The organism is Cobetia sp. QF-1 (assembly GCF_002213105.1).
Classification (GTDB): domain Bacteria; phylum Pseudomonadota; class Gammaproteobacteria; order Pseudomonadales; family Halomonadaceae; genus Cobetia; species Cobetia crustatorum.
Genome location: NZ_NBVS01000006.1, coordinates 93,438 through 114,938 on the forward strand (window position 1 = coordinate 93,438; position 21,501 = coordinate 114,938).

General features: G+C 57.2%; 14 protein-coding genes. 3 read left to right on the top strand and 11 right to left on the bottom strand.

Features of this window, described 5'->3' with window-relative positions; translation table 11 throughout:
- Positions 1 to 8: 8 nt before the first annotated feature.
- The 9 genes from CFN46_RS12400 to pilM all read right to left on the bottom strand — a co-directional run bounded on the left by CFN46_RS12400 (position 9) and on the right by pilM (position 13,153).
- Positions 9 to 1,424, bottom strand: a complete 1,416-nt coding sequence (locus CFN46_RS12400) for an FAD-dependent oxidoreductase (RefSeq protein ID WP_088743690.1) — start codon at positions 1,422 to 1,424, stop codon at positions 9 to 11.
- 77 nt (positions 1,425 to 1,501) lie between these two features.
- Complete coding sequence (gene gltB / locus CFN46_RS12405; RefSeq protein ID WP_088743691.1) at positions 1,502 to 5,953, bottom strand: glutamate synthase large subunit; 4,452 nt, start codon at positions 5,951 to 5,953, stop codon at positions 1,502 to 1,504.
- A 485-nt stretch (positions 5,954 to 6,438) separates the two neighbouring features.
- Positions 6,439 to 7,554 carry a 3-dehydroquinate synthase gene (gene aroB, locus CFN46_RS12415; protein ID WP_088743692.1) on the bottom strand — a complete coding sequence of 372 codons (1,116 nt, stop codon included), beginning with the start codon at positions 7,552 to 7,554 and terminating at the stop codon, positions 6,439 to 6,441.
- A 23-nt stretch (positions 7,555 to 7,577) separates the two neighbouring features.
- Positions 7,578 to 8,120, bottom strand: a complete 543-nt coding sequence (gene aroK, locus CFN46_RS12420) for a shikimate kinase AroK (RefSeq protein ID WP_024951803.1) — start codon at positions 8,118 to 8,120, stop codon at positions 7,578 to 7,580.
- A complete protein-coding gene (locus tag CFN46_RS12425) occupies positions 8,120 to 10,171 on the bottom strand; it encodes a type IV pilus secretin PilQ (protein WP_088743693.1) in 2,052 nt (683 codons plus the stop codon). The genes aroK and CFN46_RS12425 overlap by 1 nt, the downstream gene beginning before the upstream one ends.
- A gap of 153 nt (positions 10,172 to 10,324) precedes the next feature.
- Positions 10,325 to 10,876, bottom strand: coding sequence for a pilus assembly protein PilP (locus tag CFN46_RS12430; protein ID WP_024951291.1), 552 nt, complete (start codon positions 10,874 to 10,876; stop codon positions 10,325 to 10,327).
- Entirely contained in the window at positions 10,873 to 11,505 is a 633-nt protein-coding gene (locus CFN46_RS12435) for a type 4a pilus biogenesis protein PilO (protein ID WP_024951290.1), read from the bottom strand. The genes CFN46_RS12430 and CFN46_RS12435 overlap by 4 nt, the downstream gene beginning before the upstream one ends.
- Positions 11,502 to 12,092: a PilN domain-containing protein gene (locus CFN46_RS12440; protein WP_024951289.1), complete on the bottom strand. Its 591-nt coding sequence runs from the start codon at positions 12,090 to 12,092 to the stop codon at positions 11,502 to 11,504. The genes CFN46_RS12435 and CFN46_RS12440 overlap by 4 nt, the downstream gene beginning before the upstream one ends.
- On the bottom strand, positions 12,089 to 13,153 hold the full coding sequence (gene pilM / locus CFN46_RS12445) for a type IV pilus assembly protein PilM (RefSeq protein ID WP_088743694.1): 1,065 nt from the start codon (positions 13,151 to 13,153) through the stop codon (positions 12,089 to 12,091). Before pilM ends, CFN46_RS12440 begins: the two co-directional genes overlap by 4 nt.
- Before the next feature lie 250 nt (positions 13,154 to 13,403).
- Here pilM and CFN46_RS12450 point away from each other — a divergent pair, with 250 nt between their 5' ends.
- A complete protein-coding gene (locus CFN46_RS12450; protein ID WP_088743695.1) occupies positions 13,404 to 15,917 on the top strand; it encodes a penicillin-binding protein 1A in 2,514 nt (837 codons plus the stop codon).
- Positions 15,918 to 16,063: 146 nt separating this feature from the next.
- Complete coding sequence (locus CFN46_RS12455) at positions 16,064 to 16,828, top strand: YdiY family protein (protein ID WP_035159073.1); 765 nt, start codon at positions 16,064 to 16,066, stop codon at positions 16,826 to 16,828.
- Between the two features lie 212 nt (positions 16,829 to 17,040).
- Here the strand turns inward: CFN46_RS12455 and CFN46_RS12460 are convergent, their stop codons facing one another.
- Positions 17,041 to 18,309, bottom strand: coding sequence for a malic enzyme-like NAD(P)-binding protein (locus CFN46_RS12460; protein ID WP_024951286.1), 1,269 nt, complete (start codon positions 18,307 to 18,309; stop codon positions 17,041 to 17,043).
- 502 nt (positions 18,310 to 18,811) lie between these two features.
- Positions 18,812 to 19,024: a 50S ribosomal protein L31 gene (rpmE, locus tag CFN46_RS12465; RefSeq protein WP_024951285.1), complete on the bottom strand. Its 213-nt coding sequence runs from the start codon at positions 19,022 to 19,024 to the stop codon at positions 18,812 to 18,814.
- Between the two features lie 215 nt (positions 19,025 to 19,239).
- On the opposite strand from rpmE, the gene CFN46_RS12470 reads away from it, so the two are divergent.
- Positions 19,240 to 21,498, top strand: coding sequence for a primosomal protein N' (locus tag CFN46_RS12470; protein WP_024951284.1), 2,259 nt, complete (start codon positions 19,240 to 19,242; stop codon positions 21,496 to 21,498).
- Positions 21,499 to 21,501 lie beyond the last annotated feature (3 nt).

A 21,501-nucleotide genomic window follows, 5' to 3' on the forward strand; every position in this document is an offset into this window, starting at 1 on the left:
TGGTCGACTCAGACTTCGAGGAAATCGAGAATCCCTTCCGCAGCACGACGTCCTTCATCGATGGCAGTGACGACAAGATCAGAGCCACGCACCATATCGCCACCGGCGAACACCTTGGCATTGGTGGTCTGGAACGCAAGACGATCAGCACTGGTCGCGATACGACCGCGCTCATCGACACCGATGTCGAAATCGGCGAACCATGGCGCGGGGCTGGCCTGAAAACCGAAGGCCACGATGACGGCATCAGCCGGCAGGATCTCCTCGGAGCCCGGCACGACCTCCGGGCGTTGACGCCCGTTGGCGTCCGGCTCACCCATGCGGGTACGCACGACCTTGACGCCTTCGACCTTACCCTCGCCGACCACTGCCACTGGCTGGCGATTGAACAGAAAGTCGACGCCTTCCTCACGAGCATTGGTCACTTCACGACGCGAGCCAGGCATGTTCGCTTCATCGCGACGATAAGCACAGGTGACCGACGCAGCATCCTGCCGAATGGCGGTACGGTTGCAGTCCATGGCGGTATCGCCACCGCCGAGCACCACGACTTTCTTGCCCGCCATCGACACATAATCCGCTGGGTCTTTCTCGAAGCCCAGGCAGTGATTGACGTTGGCAATCAGGTAGTCGAGTGCCTTGTGGACACCCGGCAAATCTTCGCCCGGAAATCCCCCACTCATGGCACTGTAAGTCCCCATGCCAAGGAAGACGGCATCGTACTCTTCGAGCAGGGCATCAAAGCTGATATCACGTCCAATCTCGGTATTGAGGCGGAATTCCATGCCCATTTCTTCGAAGATTGCGCGACGCTGAGTCATTACGCCCTTCTCAAGCTTGAACTCCGGAATACCGAAGGTCAGCAAACCACCAATTTCAGGGTGACGATCATAGATCACTGGACGCACGCCATTGCGGACCAGAATGTCTGCCGCCCCGAGTCCAGCTGGGCCCGCACCAATGATGGCGACACGCTTGTCAGTCCAACTGACCTTGGACATGTCGGGACGCCAACCCATCGCAAAGGCGGTGTCGGTGATGTACTTCTCGACCGAGCCGATAGTGACAGCACCGAAGCCGTCATTCAGAGTGCAGTCGCCTTCGCACAGACGGTCCTGCGGGCAGACACGACCACAGACTTCCGGCAATGAGTTGGTCTGGTGTGACAACTCAGCAGCCTCGAGGATGTTGCCCTCAGAGACCAATTTCAGCCAGTTGGGAATGTAGTTATGAACCGGGCATTTCCACTCGCAGTAAGGGTTGCCACACTCGAGGCAGCGATGCGCCTGACTGGCAGCCTCTACCGGCTTGAATTCGGTATAGATCTCATTGAACTCGCGTGCACGCACGCGGGCATCTTTCTTCTGCGGGTCCTGACGACCCACATCGATGAACTGAAAGTCGTTGGCAAGCTGATTGGCCATGATGAATCCTCTTTCATAATCCGGGCACCGTCGCGGTGCAGGCCCTCACCTGCAAGGAGCACAGGCGAGGGGCGCGATCACTCCGGCTGACGCCGAGACTGGTCGAGCAGGCCATTGAGGCTTGCTGCCTTGGGCTTGACCAGCCAGAAGTGACGCACGAAGTCAGGGAAGTCGCGCAGGATGTTACGCCCGCGCTCGGAGCCGGTTTCAGCCACGTACTCCTCGATGACTTCGCGCAGGTGGCGACGATAGGCCTCCATGGCTTCGGTATTGATGCGGTGGATTTCCACCAGCTCGTGGTTGTACTTGTCGACGAAGTCGCGACCTTCATCCAGCACGTAGGCAAAGCCGCCCGTCATGCCGGCACCGAAGTTAATACCCGTTTCGCCCAGCACACAGACCAACCCACCCGTCATGTACTCACAGCAGTGATCACCCGCCCCTTCGATAACCGCATGCGCGCCAGAGTTACGCACACCGAAGCGCTCACCCGCGGTGCCCGCGGCGTATAGCTTGCCGCCGGTAGCGCCATACAGACAGGTATTACCGATAATTGCAGTCTTGTGGCTTTCAAAGCGCGAACCACGCGGCGGAACGATGGTCAGCTTTCCGCCGTTCATGCCCTTGCCGACATAGTCGTTGGCATCGCCTTCCAGATACATATCGAGGCCGTGGGCATTCCAGACACCAAAGCTCTGCCCTGCCACGCCAGTCAGGCTCACCTTCAACGGTGACTCAGCCAGACCCGCCTCACCGTAACGCTTGGCGATTTCACCAGAGATGCGCGCTCCGACCGAACGATCACAGTTTGTGACGCGGAAACTGAAATCGCCTCCGCTACGGCTCTCAATCGCCGATTCCATCGCCGCCAGCATTTCGAGGTTCTTGGCACCTGGATCATGCGGCTCATTGCGGCTGACCTGACAGAACTGCGGCGCATCGCTCGGCACCGAGTCGTTACCCAAGAGCGGAGTCAGGTCAAGGCGACGCTGTGCGTTGGTCTCACCTTCCAGCACTTCGAGCAGATCGGTACGGCCGATCAGGTCAGTGATCTGGCGTACGCCCAGCAACGCCATCAGTTCGCGCACTTCCTCGGCGATAAAGCGGAAGTAGTGCTTGACCATCTCGACGGTGCCACGGAAGTGCTCATCACGCAGCGCCTGGTGCTGAGTCGCGACGCCGGTCGCACAGTTGTTCAGGTGACAGATACGCAGGTATTTGCAGCCCAGCGCAACCATCGGCGCGGTACCGAAACCGAAACTCTCGGCACCCAGAATTGCCGCCTTGACGACATCGAGCCCGGTCTTGAGGCCGCCATCCGTCTGCAGACGAATCTTGTGACGCAGCTGATTGATGCGCAGCGCCTGATGCACCTCGGGCAAGCCCAGCTCCCACGGAGAACCGGCATGCTTGATCGAGGTGATCGGGCTGGCTGCGGTGCCACCGTCGTAGCCGGAGACGGTGATCAGATCCGCGTAGGCCTTGGCCACACCTGTCGCGATGGTGCCGATACCCGGTTCGGAGACCAGCTTGACCGACACCTGCGCCGTCGGATTGACCTGCTTGAGATCAAAGATCAGCTGCGCTAAATCCTCGATAGAGTAGATATCGTGGTGCGGCGGTGGCGAGATCAACGTCACCCCCGGCACCGCATAGCGCAAACGTGCAATCAGATCATTGACCTTGCCGCCCGGCAGCTGACCGCCCTCGCCAGGCTTGGCACCCTGCGCAACCTTGATCTGCAGCACTTCGGCATTGACCAGATATGCAGGCGTCACGCCAAAGCGACCAGAGGCGATCTGCTTGATCTTGGACGAACGAATCGTGCCGTAGCGCGCCGGATCTTCACCGCCCTCACCGGAGTTGGAGCGGCCACCCGCTTCGTTCATTGCCTGTGCCAGCGCCTCATGGGCTTCTGGCGACAATGCCCCCAGCGACATGCCTGCGCTATCAAAGCGCAGCAATAGTGACTCGACGGGCTCAACATCACTCAGCGGTAGCGGCTCAGCGACCGGCTTGAGGCGTAACAAGTCACGAATGGTCGTTACAGGGCGCTCATTGACCAGTCGCGCGAATTCTTTCCACTTGCCATAGTCGCCTTGCTGCACGGCTTCCTGCAGCTTCATGACGACGTCAGGGTTGTAGGCGTGGTACTCACCGCCGTGGACATACTTGATCAACCCGCCTTGCTTGATGCGCTTGCGCGGCAACCAGGCTTCACGGGCCAATAGCTCCTGCTGGAACTGCAGCTCGGCAAAGCCGGCACCTTGAATACGCGAGGCCATCCCGACGAAGCACATGTCCATGACTTCACTATTGAGGCCAACTGCCTCGAACAGCTGTGAGCCGCGATAAGAGCCAATGTGCGAAATACCCATCTTGGACAGGATCTTGTACAGCCCCTTCTGCATACCCTTGCGATAGTTCTCGCGGGCATCCGCCGGGTTGCCTGACAGCTCGCCGGTGCGATGCATATCTGCCATCACCTGATAGGCAAGATACGGATAGACGGCGGTAGCACCCACACCGAATAGCACTGCCATCTGATGAGCATCACGGGCGTAGCCTGTTTCGATCACTAGATTGACACGCGGGCGCAACGCCAAGGCGCCAAGGTGGTGATGGATGGCCCCTGTCGCCAGCGCCGCATGAACCGGCAGCTGGCCTTGCTCCAGACCGCAATCGCTGAGCACGAGAATGACCTTGCCTGCACGCGCAGCATCTTCTGCCTCCCGGCAGATACCCATCAACGCCTGCTTGAGAGAATCCTTGAGCGGGTCGTAGTGCAGCTTGATCGTCTGCGACGCGAAGGCCGCGTCTTCTTGAGTGACCAGCGCATTGAACTTGCGCGGTGACAATACCGGCGTGGTCAGGATCAAACGATGGGCGTGCTCTGGTGTCGCCTCGAAGATGTTGAGTTCGGCACCACAACAGGTCTCCAACGACATCACTATCGCTTCGCGTAGCGGATCAATCGGTGGATTGGTGACCTGTGCGAATTTCTGGCGGAAGAAATCGGTCAGCACACGATTCTGGCGCGACAGCACAGCCATTGGTGTGTCATCGCCCATTGAGCCGACAGCTTCCTGACCACTTTCAGCCAGCGGACGCAGCAACTGATCGCGCTCCTCGAAACTGACCTGGAACATCTTCTGATAGACGTCCAGCTTGTCGGCCTCCATCGGCTGGAAACGCGCCAGCTCAGTCAGCGCAGACTCAAGATAGTTGGCATTCTCACGCAACCAGCGCTTGTAAGGATGTGCGACTTTCAGCCGTGCGCTGACCTGATCAGTATGCAGCACTTCGCCGGTCTCGGTATCGATACCCAGCACTTGGCCAGGCCCGACACGCCCCTTGGCGACGACATCTTCCGGCTTGTAATCGTAGGTGCCGATCTCGGAGGCCAGAGTGATGAAACCATTGCGCGTGATAACCCAGCGCGCAGGCCGCAAGCCATTGCGGTCCAGCATGCACACCGCGTGACGACCATCAGTCAGCACGATACCTGCCGGGCCGTCCCAAGCTTCCATATGCATGGAGTTGTATTCATAAAAGGCACGCAGATCGGAATCCATCTGCTCGACGTTCTGCCACGCCGGCGGCACCATCATGCGAATGGCACGATAGATATCCATGCCACCCGTCAGCAGCACTTCCAGCATGTTGTCCATGCTGGAGGAGTCGGAACCGACCGTGTTGACGATTTCATCCAGCTCAGCGATTTCGGGTAGCTGCGGGGAGACAAAGTTCTCCTTGCGCGCATTGGCCCAACCGCGGTTCGCCTCGATGGTATTGATCTCGCCGTTATGCGCCAGGAAGCGGAACGGCTGAGCCAACGGCCAACGGGGCGCAGTATTGGTCGAGAAGCGTTGATGAAAAACGCAGATGGCAGTCTCGAGACGCGGGTCGCCCAGATCCTTGTAGAAGCGCGGCAGATCCACCGGCATCACCAAGCCCTTGAACGAGATGACCTTGCCAGACAGTGAACAGACGTAGAAATCTTCTTCACCCTTCAAGGCCTGCTCGGCACGGCGACGCGCCATGAACAGATCAACATTGAACGCCTGATCGGAACGCTCATCAGAAGCTCCCACGAAGACCTGGCGGATACGCGGCAAACATTCACGCGCCATCGGGCCGCAGACGCTGTCATCCACCGGCATGTCACGCCAACCCAACACTTCAAGATTACGCGCACTCAGTGCTGCTTCGAATGCCTGGCGAGCAGCCTGCTCACGAGCATCATCATCCGGCAGGAACAGCGTACCTACGGCATAGCGCTCACCCAGCTCAAGCCCAAGGCTCTCTTGGGCGATCTGGCGCATGAAACCATCCGGCATCTTGAGCAACAAACCACAGCCATCGCCGGTCTTGCCATCCGCAGCAATGCCACCACGGTGTGTCATGCAGGTCAGGGATTCTATTGCGGTCTGCAGGAGTTCATGGCTGGGCTGCCCTTCCATATGGGCAATCAGACCGAAGCCGCAGTTATCGCGGAACTCTCCCGGTTGGTGGAGACCTTTGTTCATGGGCGTGCCTCACGGAGAAATCGTATGTCCAGATGCTTTTCAGAAAGCATTTTCCAGGTTATATTTATCGGTTATCTTTATTTTTATACCTGCCGATATTGGCGCCATCAGTGTCGCTCTGCGACGCCAGATTTCCCTCGAGCATATCCCTCAGCTTCCCGCCTGCGCAATTCTCCACAAGTCGTCCATCTCGGAAAAAACCTGACAAAACCGCAAGTTATAAGCGTACTCGTCAAAAAAACCCTGCAAGCTCAAGTGCTTAGCTAGTAGTCATGCCGCACGACTTTCGCCTTGCAACTTTAGTCTCGGAATAATAAAAAACAGCGTTTTTTATCGCCTCGCCCCATACCGATTACGCATACGGCATACCAATACAGGAATATTGTGCAATCCCTCCTCCCTCTATCAGCCCCCCCCCTAGATAGCAAAAAGGCCGCCACCCTCAGGTGACGGCCTTCCTCATGATGCAGCAAGAGCATGCATGTTCAAGCAGGCGTGGCAGCACTTCGCGGCCAGTGCTCCAGCATCTCGTTGAGCATGCTCGCAGGCACTTTCTCGGTAATTACCGCACGACCGACATGCTCAAGCAAAATCAGGCGCAAGCGGCCGTCGACATTCTTCTTGTCCAACTGCATGTGGCGCAGAAAATCCTCGACCCCCATATTTTCTGGCACGGCAACTGGCAAGCCAGCCCGATCGATGATGCGTGTCACACGCTCGACATCAGTACTGGAAAGCCAGCCCATGTGCGCCGATAGCTCAGCCGCCATCAACATGCCGGTGCCTACTGCCTCACCATGCAACCAGACGCCATAGCCCTGATCAGTCTCGATGGCATGCCCGAAGGTGTGACCGAGGTTAAGCAAGGCTCTTACGCCTTGCTCGGTTTCATCCTCGGCAACCACCTCAGCCTTGATGGCACAGCTACGGCGAATGGCTTCACCCAATAGCGTCTCATTGAGACCCATCAAGGCGTCCATGTTGTCTTCAAGCCAGCACAGGAAGCTCTCATCCCACAGCAGACCGTACTTGATGACCTCAGCCATGCCAGCCGACAGTTCACGCACAGGAAGCGTCTTAAGGCTTGAGGTATCAATCAGGACCAGACGCGGCTGCCAGAAGGCACCCAGCATGTTCTTGCCACGCGGATGATTGACACCCGTTTTACCACCCACCGAGGAGTCCACCTGTGATAACAACGTCGTCGGCACTTGGATAAAGGCGGCCCCGCGCTGATAGCAGGCCGCCGCAAAGCCAGTCATGTCACCAATCACACCACCGCCCAACGCAATCAGGGTACAGCGGCGATTGAAACCAGCTTCCAGCAGTGCATCCCAGATAAGCCCGATGCTGGCCATGTGCTTGGTCTGTTCACCATCCTCGAGAATCACCTCTCGGACATCAAGCCCCTCGCCCAGCGATGCCTTGAGCGCCTCCAGATACAGCGGCGCAACGACAGTATTGGTGACGATCATCACCTGACGCCCCGCAAGATGCTCGCGAATCAGGTCGCCACGCGCCGTGAGACCAGGGCCAATATGAATCGGGTAACTACGCTCTCCGAGCGCGACATCAAGTCGATGAGCAGGAGCCTGGGACATCAAAATTCTCCTTGCGGCCGGCGTCAACCCGGCACGTGCAGCGGGTCGGCCAGCGCTTTGATACGCCGCCGAATCTCATTGGTGACGGCCCGAGGGCTACGTCGATCAGTACGCACGATGATATCGGCGGTATCGCGATAGAGCGGATCTCGCACCTCGAACAGCCTTTTGAGCACACGGCCGGGGTCATCTTGCTGCAGCAATGGTCGATTGCGATCACGCCCCGCACGCTTGAGCTGCTGCTCGACGGGCGCGTAGAGATACACGACGGTTCCGCGTTCGCGTAACACCCGACGGTTAGCCTCCGCCATGATGGCACCGCCCCCCGTCGCCATGACCACGCCATTCAGTGCCGTCAGCTCGTCAATCACTGACTGCTCACGCTCGCGAAAGCCCGACTCGCCCTCGACATCAAAAATCCACGGAATATTGGCACCGCAGCGGTCTTCAATCACATGGTCGCTATCGCAAAATTCACGATGCAAGTCGGCCGCCAGCAGGCGGCCGATAGTGCTCTTGCCGGCCCCCATAGGGCCGACAAGGAATACATTGGGAATCACAAGCATCAGCGCACCGTCAGGCCGTCCTCGATGATCTTAGGAGTAATGAATACCAGCAATTCTACCTTCTCATTGGACTCTTCGGTATAGCGGAAGAGGTTTCCAATCACTGGGAGGTCGCCCAGGAAGGGAGTCTTGAACACGCTACGGATCTGCTCAGAGGTCAGAATACCCCCCAGCACGACCGTTTCGCCATCATTGACCAGTACCTGAGTCTCAATCTCGTTGGTATCGATTGCCGGTTCACCATTGAAACTATCATCCGAGACATCATCATTGTTGATCAACAGATCCATGATGATGCGGTTATCCGGCGTGATCTGCGGAGTCACCTCGAGTGCCAATACTGCTTCCTTGAATTCGATATTGGTCGCACCGCTGGACGTCGCTTCCTCATAGGGAATTTCTTGACCCTGCTTGATCACTGCCTTCTTCTGATTGGCAGTAATGATCTTGGGCTGAGAGATGGTCTGGCTCTTACCTTCACTTTCCAGCGCCGACAATTCAAGATCCAGCAGGATATCGCCGGATAAGTATCCAAAGCTGAAAGTACTGCCCGGATTGCTGTCATCCCCCAGGTCAACACTTAAACCGCCACCATCAGAAGTCCCGGACGATGCACCACCAAGATCCAACTTCCCAGTATTGTTGGCAGATATTCCCCAGTTGACCCCAATCTCGCTTGAAACGCTGCTACGTGCAATCACGATACGCGCCTCGATCTGTACCTGACGTACCGGGATATCCAGGTACTCAAGCGTGCCGCGGATTTCTTCGAGCGTGTCGCGGGTATCCTGGATCAGCATGGTATTGGTCCGCTCATCAACCATCACGCGACCACGTTCCGAGAGCAGGCCAATGCCGCCCTCCCCGCGCAACAGCGCCGCCAGATCAGCTGCCTTGGCATAACGTACCTGAACATATTCGGTCGTCATCGGCGCCAATTCCTTGACCTGCTGATTCGCCTCAAGCTCTTTGCGCTCAAGCGCAGCCAGTTCTTCTGCTGGCGCCACCATCAGCACATTACCCATACGACGACTGGCCAAGCCATTGGACTTGAGCACCAGGTCCAGCGCCTGATCCCACGGCACTTCCTTGAGGTTCAAGGTCACGTTGCCCGTCACGTTGTCACTGGCGACGAGGTTGAGCCCAGTGAAGTCAGCAATGATCTGCAGCACAGAGCGCACTTCAATGTTCTGGAAGTTGAGCGAGATCTTCTTGCCGGTATACGGGAACTTGTCCTTGATCCGCTCGGCCTGCTCTTCACGCGTCAGTGGCTTGACCTCAAGGACCAGTTCATTACCCGCCTGCGTCGCGATCTGGGTGTAGTAGCCACTGGCATCAACCACAAGACGAACACCATCACGGGTGCGCTGCGGATCGATACGGGTCACGGGCGTTGCAAAATCACCCACGTCCAGCACCTGATTCAGCTCAGGCGGGAGTTTGACGCCCTTGAGGTCGACATAAATCTTGCGACCCCGCTCTGTTACACGAGACTCGACGTTGGAGCGATTGAAGTTGAGCACGACACGCCCTTCGCCTTCGGTCCCACGACGGAAATCAATACCACTGATAGAAGGCTCACTAGCTACTTCGAGCGCATCATTGGAAGCAGTTGGAGCATTGTTCTGCGCAGCGACAGAAGATTGAGTCGCTACTGGGCCGCCTTGCTCACCGATGATGACATAGAGGCTATTGCCTTCGGTGCGCGTGACATACGGTTTGGATTGATTCAGCTTCATGACCAGGCGCGTCCGCGAGCCCGCTTCAAGGGCCACCAACTCATCCACGCCATTGAGGCCCAGATCAAAGCGACGCTTCTCAAGCTGGCTGTGGGTATCCATCAGGTCAATAGTGATACGCGGCGGAGTCTCGATACGATAGCCTTTGACTTCCGGTACGCCACCGGCAAAGTCGAGTTTGAGTTCCATGCGATCACCGCCCAGCGAGGTGAACTCCAGGTCCTTCAGCGTCGAGGCTGCCAGCGCCGCATTCGCCATCAAAGTACCGAAGGCCACAAGCCCCAGCAGACTCATTTGTTTCAATCGCGTCATGTTCCCTAGTCCCCTGTCTCGCTATGACTGCGCTCAGCCTTGGAGCTGAGCGCGCCTTATTCTTATCGAAGCGTAATGGTGTCGGTCGCTGTCCCTTGAAGGTCGACCGCTCGTCTTCCGTGACAATATGCCTGGCTGCCTACTCTATCGACCTTAACCGCCCTTCTGCACGGGCTCCGCCAGCGCCATCGCCCGAGTGCGCTCAATCCAGCCGCCCTGACCATTGGGCACTATCTCTATCATATCGAGCTGCGTATCGCCGATGCGGACAATTCTGCCAAAATTACTACCCATATGATTCCCGACCCGAACGCGCTGCACTTCCTGCGCTGGCGTCAGGATCAGCGCAGAACGCGTGCCGTCGACATCCAGAGTGCCTACCATGCTGAGTTGCTCCATCGGCCAGGCTTCAAGAGGTTCACGCGCACGATCCAGATCCGGACGCACACCGTTATCCACTGCAGTAAGTTCTTCTTCCGGCTCTGGCAAACGAGATTGGAACGGGCTACGAGCATCAGCCATGTCATAGGTGACCGGATGATACACGGGCTGAGGCGGTAGCTCCTGGACCTGCCCGGAAGGACGCCCCCTCAAAGACTCAAGCTCCCCTTCAAGAGCTGACAACTGCGGATCTCCGCAACCTACCAACATTGTCAGCAGTAGCGCACTCCCAATCACACATTCTCGACGATTCATCAGGCTCATTTCTTGCCTCCCGATGCAGCCGTCGTCTGACGGTAATTATAAGTCTTGGCCAATAGCGACAGCTCAAGCTCATCACTCTCGCCTATCGGCGTGAGAATGAAATCATGCAACGTGACTATGCGTGACAGCCCAGCAACGCCGGAAATAAAGGCGGCAATACGATGGTAGTCACCGCGCACCTTGATATCGAAAGGCTGCTCAACATAGAAATCTCGATTCTCGGCTGGCTTGAGACGGATATACTCCACTTCAAGCTGGTTGCTGATAGCAGCCTCACTGATATCATCGAGCAGTGCTGGAACTTCAGCGTCGGTAGGCAACATTTCCAGCAGTTGCTCCATCCGCGTTTCAAGTTCTTTCATCTGCTCGCGCATTGCCGGCAAATTGGCTGCCTTGAAGGCCTTGCTCTCGAACTGCCTCAGCAGCTGGCTTTCCTGAGCCCGTAGTTTCTCAAGCTCTTCTGCTTTCGGAGCCGCCAAGAACCAGTGAGACACCCAGAACAGCGCACTCAGCACTATCAGCGCTAGTACTGCCTGTAGCGTAATCGGCCAGATGCCCGCTTCTTTCAGGTCAAGATCACGAAAGTCGGTAGACTTGAGGCGACGAACTTCGGCATCGATAAAACTCATTGCCGGCCTCCTTTCTTGGCGGCTTTCGTTTCAGGATCACTAATCGCGGATGACATGGGTCGCTCCGGAATCATGATATTGAAGCTGCGCTGGTCATCATCATTGCTCTGCACATCAGAAAGCGTGGGTGTACCAAAGATTTCTGATGATGCCAGCGTGCGCATGAGGCCGGAGACCTGTCGCGTACTTTCAGCAGTACCGCTGGCCTTAATCTGACGGCCGCCGCGACTGATGCTCTGATACCAGGCGCCGTCAACCAGCGTCGATACCAGCTGATTGAAGACACGCACCGTCTCGGGACGCGAGAATTGTAGACTGCGTATCAATTCAATCTGCGCCAGCATCTGGGTTCGACGCACTTCTATATCTTCGACTTCCTTGATATCACGATTAAGTCGCGCCATTTCCTTCTCGATATAGGCGTGGCGCTGCTTTTGCGCCTCGAGCTGGCTCTGGTAGTTCTCGCTCATGCCGTATCCAGCACCAATGCCCACGATCGCAGCCATCGCCAGTACGCCAAGAAAGCGCTTGCTGCGCATCTCGCGTCGCTCTTCACGCCACGATAGTAAATTGATCTCGATGGTCATGGCCGCTTCCTCATTGCCAGGCCACATGCCGTTAGCATCGCAGGCGCATCCCCTGCCAGTGCCTGAATATCAACACGCGGGTTAACGCTCATATGAGTGAACGGGTTGGCCATCATCACCTCGAGCCCCGTCTGCTCCGCGAGTGCTTCTCGCAGCCCAATAATCGCCGCAGTGCCGCCGCCCAGCAAAATGCGCTGAACCTCTCGGCGCTTTCCGGCGGTGTAGTAGAGCTGAAGAGAACGGACAATCTGCTGCATGAGGGTATCGCGGAACGGACCCAGCACTTCGCTGTCATAGGTCTCGGGCAGACCGCCACGTTTCTTGGCAAGGCCTGCCTCATCATTGGAGAGGTCAAAGCGGTTCATGATTTCGTCGGTCAACTGACGACCACCGAACACGGCGTCACGGCTATAGACGATGCGCCCGTTCTGGATGACATGGAATGCCGTCATGGTCGCACCGATGTCGACCACGGCGACGCACTCTTCGTTATCGTAGGTCGGCGGCAGCTGATGGCGTAACTCGCCAAAGGCACGCTCAAGCGAGAATGTCTCGACATCCACCGCAGCAGGTTCGAGACCCGCTTGAACCAAAGCAGATGTCAACTGATCTACATCCAGGCTACGACATGCCACCAGCAACAGATCCTGTTGTTCAGGATTACGGGGATTGATTCCCAAATGCTGGAAGTCGAACGCAACATCGTTAAGTGGGAAAGGGAAGTGCTTCTCGGATTCAAGCGCAATGCGTTGCTCGATCTCGTCATCAGCCAGATTGGCGGGAAAGCTCAGCGTCTTGGTGATGGCAGCACTGGCCGGCACAGCTACGACAGCACGCTTCGAGCGCGGCTGGGCTTGCTCAACAGCGCGCTTTATGGCCATCACGACTTCGTCCATGTCACGAATTCGACGTTCGACGACAGCGCCTTCTTTAAGCGGGCGCACAGCATAGCTATCGATCTGGTAGCGATTCCCTTGCCTGGACAGCTCCAGGAGCTTGACCGTAGCCGATGTGATATCGACCCCAATCAGTCCCTTGCCGGCAGATTTAAGTCCCAGCAATTGGCATTCCCCTGCTTTGATGACGATCCTGCCAGACTAGCTGGCCGCCGGTTCCTGGACGACGTCTCCGCGACATCCCTCTATCATTCCAAGATGTTACATTATGTTTCCAAGAATAACACAACAGACGCGGAAGTCGGGGTTCAACGCTGGCCGCATCTGGGCCCGCTACTTATAATGCTCCAGCAATGGAATTGCCAACCCCCGCGCAGCCACTCGCTTCCCATTACTCACGGATCCTGTCTTGCCCATGAAGCTATTAAGACGACTATTTTCGCCAGTGTTCTGGCTGCTGATGTCACTGTGTGCCGCGGGACTGCTGGCCATTGTCGGCGCCACTCTCTATTTCGCGCCAGGCCTGCCCGATGTTCATCAGCTTCAAGACACCAAATTGCAAACACCACTGCGCATCTACACGCGCGACGGCAAGCTGATCGGTGAATATGGTGATCAGCGGCGTATTCCTGTGACCTACGACGAAATACCCAAATCTTTCGTCGACGCACTGCTCGCCGCAGAAGACAGTAATTTCTTCTCGCATCCGGGCATCGATCCGAAAGGCCTGGCGCGCGCTGCGGTTCAGCTAGCCTCCAGCGGCAGCATCCAGTCTGGTGGTAGTACTATCACCATGCAGGTGGCTCGTAACTACCTGCTGACGCTGGACCAGACCTTCACGCGCAAGATTCGGGAAATCCTGCTGTCATTGCAGATGGAGCAGATTCTCTCCAAGCAGCAAATCCTCGAGCTCTACGTCAACAAGATATTCCTGGGTCACCGTGCCTACGGGATCGCGGCAGCAGCACGCACCTACTATGACAAGTCTCTGGATGAGCTGACGCTCGCCGAGCAAGCTATGCTCGCCGGCCTACCCAAGGCACCGTCCAGCTTCAATCCGCTGACCAACCCTCAGCGCGCCTTGATCCGTCGCAACTGGATTCTGCTACGCATGAAAGACCTGGGCTACATTGAAGCGCAGGCCTATGAAGAAGCCGTCGAGGAGCCGATCACTGCAGCCCGCCACTACACGAAGCCAGAAGTAGAGGCGCCTTATGTCGCTGAGATGGCAAGGAGCTTTGCGGTTGATCGCTTTGGCGACAAGGCCTACACCGATAATGTCCGCATCACTACAACTCTCGACAGCACGCTGCAGCCACAAGCACGTGACGCACTGATAAAAGGCCTGATTACCTATGACACGCGCCATGGCTGGAGAGGTGTTGAGGAGTCAGGCATTTCTGCCTCGCTGGCAGAAGCACAGGACCAGACTGATCAGGCCGGACTCGAAGAAGAACTGTCCAAAACGCCGGAAGTTCTTGAAACTGCCAAGCAAGCTGCCAAAAAGAGCGAAAAGCGCATCGAGGGCATCGATCGTGATGTCTCAAACTGGTTGAAAGTGCTGGATCGCACACCAGATTACGGCCCGCTAAAGGCTGCGATTGTGGTGGAAAGCGACGGCAAGCAGATGAAGGTGCTGCTCGATGATTCGACCGTGGCCACCCTCGACTGGGACGGCCTCAAGTGGGCGCGCGAGTACAAGAGCGCCAAGTGGCGCGGCGGCGTACCAGGCTCGGCAGCCGACATTGCCAAGTCAGGTGACCTGGTACGTGTCATCAAGCAAAAAGATGGCTACCGTCTCGGCCAGTTGCCGGATGCCCAATCGGCCATTGTGTCACTGGATCCTGAAAGCGGTGCCATCCTTGCGCTGCAAGGCGGCTTCAGCTATTCCGCCAGCAAATTCAACCGTGCCATCCAGGCACGTCGTCAAGCAGGCTCCATCTTCAAGCCCTTCGTCTATCTTGCCGGGCTTGAGGAGGGTGACATGTCGCCCGCGACCATCATCAATAACGCCCCGGTCGTCATGAAGGATGGCGGCAAGTTATGGCGGCCGGAGAATGCCGGCGGCAAGTTTACCGGCCCTACACGTATACGGGTTGGCCTATATCGCTCATTGAATCTGGTGTCTATTCGCTTGCTGCAGACTGTCGGCCTCGACAAGACCCTCGACTTCCTGGTCAAGCTGGGCTTCAAGCGCGATGAGCTACCCAATGGGCTGTCGCTGGCACTCGGCAGTGCGTCGCTGACACCTCTCGAGATGGCACGAGGCTACGCGCTGCTCTCCAATGGTGGCTTCCGCGTCGAACCCTGGTATATCGATACCGTAACGCGTGGTGATGATGATATCGATTACGAAGCGCATCCCGCTGTAGCCTGTTCCAATTGCTCGCCGGGCATGGTGACCGTCAATCGTGATGGACGTCAGTACCCCTTGGCCGAGCGTGTTGTCTCGCCGGAAGCCATGTACCTGATGCGCGACATGATGCAAGACGTCATCAAGCGTGGGACTGGCCGTGGCGCTCTAGCACTGGGTCGTGATGACCTGGCAGGCAAGACCGGCACCACCAACGACCAGCGTGATGCCTGGTTCTCCGGCTTCAACAGCAACCTGGTCGCCACGGTCTGGGTCGGAAAGGACTCAAACGATACGCTAGCGGAATATGGCGCGCAGGTAGCACTGCCCATCTGGGTCGACTACATGCGTGGCGCCCTGAAAGACATGCCATCAGCTACCATGGAACGTCCCAGCGGCATCGTGACAGCGACCATCGACCCAGATACCGGCAAGCGTCTTCATAGCGGACAGGGTGGCATTAGCGAGCTGTTCCGCAAGGACCATCTACCGCCGTATCAGGAACGCACCATGCGCAAAGAACTGGAAGAACAAAGTGGATCGGAAGGCACCGGAACTTTCGAGGCCATCTTCTGATCTGATCCACACAGCGCATGCCAGTCGAAGTCATCTGATTGGCGGCGAGTCTCGAGAAGAGCGGCCACTGGTCGCTCTTCTTTCATCTCAATAGCGTCATTTTTTCAATGATGATGTCATGCCCCTCAACCATGTCCGGAGTCCGCATGCTTCACCCATTGCCCGCACTGCGCATGACTGCACTGCTGTGCCTGGCCCTGCTTCCGCTGCAAAAGGCCGTCGCCGACGATAGTCTGTTTTATGCTCCACCGCCCGCCAGCGAAGACTCCGAACCCTTCAGTGGTCAAGCGGAGCTGGGATTCACCAAGCTTTCCGGCAATTCCAACAGTGAAACGCTGCTGGGCAAGGCGAGCCTGTCCTGGCATCTCAGACCCTGGACACATACCTTCCGCATGGAAGCGAAACATGTCTCCAGCGGCGATGAGACCACCACCGAGCAGTATCTGGTTGGCCAGCGCGAGCGCTACGACCTCGGTCAGAATCGCTATGCTTTCGGTCTGATGCGCTGGGAGAAAGAGCGCTTCTCCGGCTATGACGACCAGGTTACCTCCATTGGTGGCTACGGCATCCGGCTACTTTCTGGCCCTGAGCATATCCTCTCGGTCGAGGCGGGGCCTGGTTATCGCTACGACAACATCACGGACGGCGATCACGAGAACTACATCCTTGGCTACTCAGCCATGGACTACCGCTGGCAGCTGTCAGACACCTCAAAATTCGAGCAACAGTTCTCGATGGAAGCCACGCGTGACAACGTGATCAGTCGCAGCTATACCGCACTGACCGTCTCCATCAATGCCAGTCTTGCACTGAAGCTCTCCCACGAGATCAAGAACAACACCAGCCCGCCAGATGATACCGATGCCAAGACGGATACCACGACGGCGGCTTCCATTCTTTACAGCTTCTGATCAATGTCTCACTTGATGAATTCTTGTCACAAATCGCCAACGTTGCATTGACCATTAAATGCGGCCGGCAGAGATCGTGACACTAAAGCAGCCAACAAAAAGCCCTCGCCGGAAATTCCGACGAGGGCTTTTTCATGTCAATTCAGCTAACAGGCCCTTACTTCACCTATCACTGTTCAACCATGCACTCGGCTATGCACTGAGTCGTGCGCTTAACCATAGACCTGATCAGTATTGGTCAGCGGATAGTGCGCCGGGTACGGCTTGCGTGCCACACCGGAATCAATCGCAGCCTGTGCCACAGCAGCCGGCAAACGTTCGAGCAGACGCGTGTCCATCGGAGTCGGGATGATATAGCCCGGGCCAAATTCAAGACTATCGATCTCGTAGGCATCCAACACTGCCTGAGGGACCGGCTCACGAGCCAGGTCTTTCAGAGCATGCACGGCTGCCAGCTTCATCTCTTCATTGATGCGCGTTGCACGTACGTCCAGTGCGCCACGGAAGATGAACGGGAAGCCCAGTACGTTGTTGACCTGGTTCGGGTAGTCAGAACGGCCTGTCGCCATGATGACATCCGGGCGTGCTTCACGTGCGATGTCCGGATGAATCTCCGGGTCCGGGTTGGAGCAGGCAAACACGACCGGCTTGTCAGCCATCTTCTTGAGCTGATCAGCCTTGAGCAAGTTCGGGCCTGACAAACCAACGAACACATCGGCACCGTCGATAGCATCATCAAGCGTACGCAGCTCAGTCTCAGTCGCGAACATCGCCTTGTATTGATTCAAGTCATCACGACCGCTGTGAATGACACCTTTTCGATCGAGCATGAAGATGTTCTCGACCTTGGCACCACTGGCGACCAGCAGCTTCATGCAGGCGATAGCAGCTGCGCCAGCACCCAGGCACACGATACGTGCATCTGCCAGCGTTTTACCCGCAATATCCAGTGCGTTGAGCATGCCGGCGGCGGTGACGATGGCCGTGCCGTGCTGGTCATCATGGAAGACCGGAATGTTGCACTGCTCGATCAGCGCCTGCTCGATTTCAAAGCACTCCGGCGCCTTGATGTCTTCCAGATTGATGCCACCGTAAGTGATCGCGATGCGACGAACGGTATCAATGAAGGCTTGCGGGCTTTCGGCATCAATTTCGACATCAACAGAGTTGATACCAGCGAAACGCTTGAACAACACCCCCTTACCTTCCATGACAGGCTTGGAAGCCAGCGGGCCCAGATTGCCCAGCCCCAGAATGGCTGTGCCATCAGAGATGACGGCAACCAGGTTGCCCTTGCCAGTGTACAGGTAGGCATTTTCCGGATCGGCAGCAATCTCGCGACACGGCTCGGCAACGCCCGGGCTGTAGGCTAGCGCCAGATCCTTGGCAGTTTCGGTCGGCTTGGTCAGCTCGACGGACAGCTTTCCAGGAATCGGTTCAGCGTGATATTGCAGTGCTGCTTTCTTCATGGCATCAGACATGCGTGTCATCCGGTATTTTGACTGGGTTGGCTGCCTCCAGAATATAGAAAAACGCACCTCCGAACAACCGACGCAACTTGCTGTTATAAAAGGATTTAAAACGATAGTTTAAAATAAAATTTTAGCCATTCGTCTAACGTTATGGATGAGGCGCTCATCCATAATCCTTTCCTTATCACTGGTAATGAATAACGCACTAATCTGCTCAATTCCAGGCCATTTCTCGCTAGAAATACCTGCCTTCTGCTGGCAACGCGCTCAGTATGAATGATCCATGCGGGTTGATGCAGAGCGAAGGTCGCACTAGTGCTAAAATGGAAACAATTTAGCTAGCCTGTGCAGCGTATAACTCTTCTTAAGCAGGTATTACCTTGTACGATTCCCCGTAATCCACCTGAGCCACCTAGACGGGCAGCCCAACACACGGGCACAAAAAAACCCGCTCGCAAGCGGGTTTTTTGTTCACGCCACGAGGACATGAAAGCGACAAGCAGCTGAGGGATCAGCGCTTGATGGCAGCACCGAAACGCTTGTTGAAGCGCTCAACGCGACCACCGGTGGTAGCCTGCTTCTGCTTGCCGGTGTAGAACGGGTGGCACTCAGAGCACACGTCAAGCGCGAAAGTCTGCTTGGCCGTGGAACTGATTTCGTGCTGCGCGCCGCAAGAACAAGTAGCGGTCTGGCGCTGGTAGTCCGGATGGATACCCTGTCTCATGATGTGTAGCCTCAAGTCGCTGTGCACCGCCACCTGATCACTTGCCAGGCACCGTACACGGGTTTTGGATGATAACCGGTCTTTCCGCCGACTCCGACGGAAGGCCGCGCATTTTACCAGCCATCTGCCGCAAGACCAAACTTTGTACCGTTTATTCGTGGCAACACTCTGTAGACTGCATGGTGCCTCTCGACCTTCACAACTGGATGTTCCGCGTGCCTGACACTACCGACAAGACTGCTGCTTACCTGCCGGGGCGTGTGCTGGGCATTGCGATTCCCGGACCGCTACGCGATCTGTTCGACTACCTTCCTGCGCGCAATCCTCCTCGTCATGGCTGGCAGGCAGGCCTGCGCGTGCGTGTCGAATTTGGGCGGCGTCAACTCGTCGGCGTGATTGCCGAGCTACGCACGGAGTCGAGCTTCCCGATGGAGAAGCTCAAGCCTGTCACTGAAGTCATCGACGATGAGCCGCTACCTGCTGACTGGCTATGGCTGTGCCGCTTCACCGCTCGTTATTACCAGCACTCGCTGGGCGATACCTTTGCGCAAGCCATGCCCTCTCTATTGCGGCAGGGCCGTGTGCTGGAAGCACGTACCCGAGAACGCTGGCATCTGACAGACAAGGGCCGCGCCACTGAACCGGCCAGCCTGGGTCGCGCGACGCGTCAGATCGCACTCCTGGAGCTACTGGCCCAGCATCGCCATGGTCTAGTCCATACTGCTATCACTGCCCAGGGTTTTACTCGCCAGCAGCTGGAAACCCTGCGTGGCCGTGACTTGATTACCTCTCTCGAAGAACCCGTCACCGGCACTCGCCCTGAACACGCACATAAAGGGGTACTCGCCGAACCTGATCTCTCGCTCAATGATGAACAGGGACGCGCGCTGGCACGTCTCCACGAAGGGCTTGGTCACTTCAGTCCGACGCTACTGGAAGGCGTCACCGGCTCCGGCAAGACAGAGGTCTATCTGCAACTGATCGAGGCCGTGCTGGACCGCGGCGGTCAGGCGCTAGTGCTGGTGCCTGAAATTGGCCTTACGCCTCAGACGCTGGAACGCTTTCGCAGACGCTTCCACGTCCCGCAGGTCATGCTGCATTCAGGTGTCAGTGACGGCGAGCGCCTCGATGGCTTTGAAGCCGCGCGCAGTGGACGGGCGCGCATCGTGATTGGCACGCGCTCCGCGATCTTCACCCCCATGGCCAAGCTTGGCGTCATCATTGTCGATGAGGAGCACGATGGCTCCTTCAAGCAGCAGGATGGATTGCGCTATCACGCTCGTGACCTGGCATTGGTGCGCGGCAAGCAGGAAGGCATTCCCGTGGTGCTGGGCAGCGCCACGCCGTCACTCGAGAGTCTGCGTCACGCTCGCGAGGGACGCTTCGTACATCTGCATTTGTATCAGCGTGCCGGTCGCAGCCAACCCGCACGTTTGCATCCGATAGATCTCCGCGGGCGCATGACGCTTGGCGGTCTCTCGACCCAGAGCCTTGAGGCCATCGAGACGCGTCTTACCCAGGGCGATCAGGTGCTGGTATTCATCAATCGCCGCGGCTTCGCACCGACCCTCACCTGTCATGCCTGTGGCTGGCTGGCCGAGTGCGATAATTGTGATGCACGCATGACATTGCATCGCCATCCACCTCAGCTGACATGTCATCACTGTGAGCGTACCCGTCCGCTGCCCGATGCTTGTCCTGCCTGTGGCAGCGGTGATGTACGCCCGCAAGGAGCCGGTACCGAACGCACCGAAGAGCTATTGGGCGAAAAATTCCCCGACGTGCCGGTGCTGCGTATCGATCGCGATAGCACGCAGCGCAAGGATGCGATGAGCGAGGCACTCGCCGTGATACGTCGCGGCGAGCCGTGCCTGTTGGTCGGAACACAGATGCTGGCCAAGGGCCATCACTTCCCACATGTCACGCTGGTCGTCGTGGTCAACGCCGACAGTGGCCTATATGCCGCCGACTTCCGTGCACTGGAGCAATCGGCCCAGCTGCTGATACAGGTCGCCGGACGTGCGGGGCGTGCCGAACGCCCCGGCGAAGTGCTGATTCAGACACGGCACCCCGAAGACCCTAACCTGCTGACACTGATTCAGGCCGGCTATCCGCAGCTGGCCAGCGAATTGCTCGAAGAACGACGCGTTGCGCAATTGCCTCCTTATAGTCATCTGGCGCTATTGCGCGCTGAAGCGCCGGATCAGCAACAAGTAGAGCAATGGCTGCTCAAGATTGGCGCCGCGCTTCGCCAACATCTGACAGATTCCAGCCTGCGCGTGGACTGCCTTGGACCGGTACCGGCACCAATGGAGCGTCGACAGAACCGATATCATGCGCAGTTGTTGTTGCGCGCCGATAAACGTGGCGCCTTGCACGAAGCCGCTGCCTGGTTAGTGACCCTGTGCGAGAAGGACCGTGACGCCCGTCGCCTGCGCTGGTCACTGGACATAGATCCCATCGGCATGGCGTAAGTC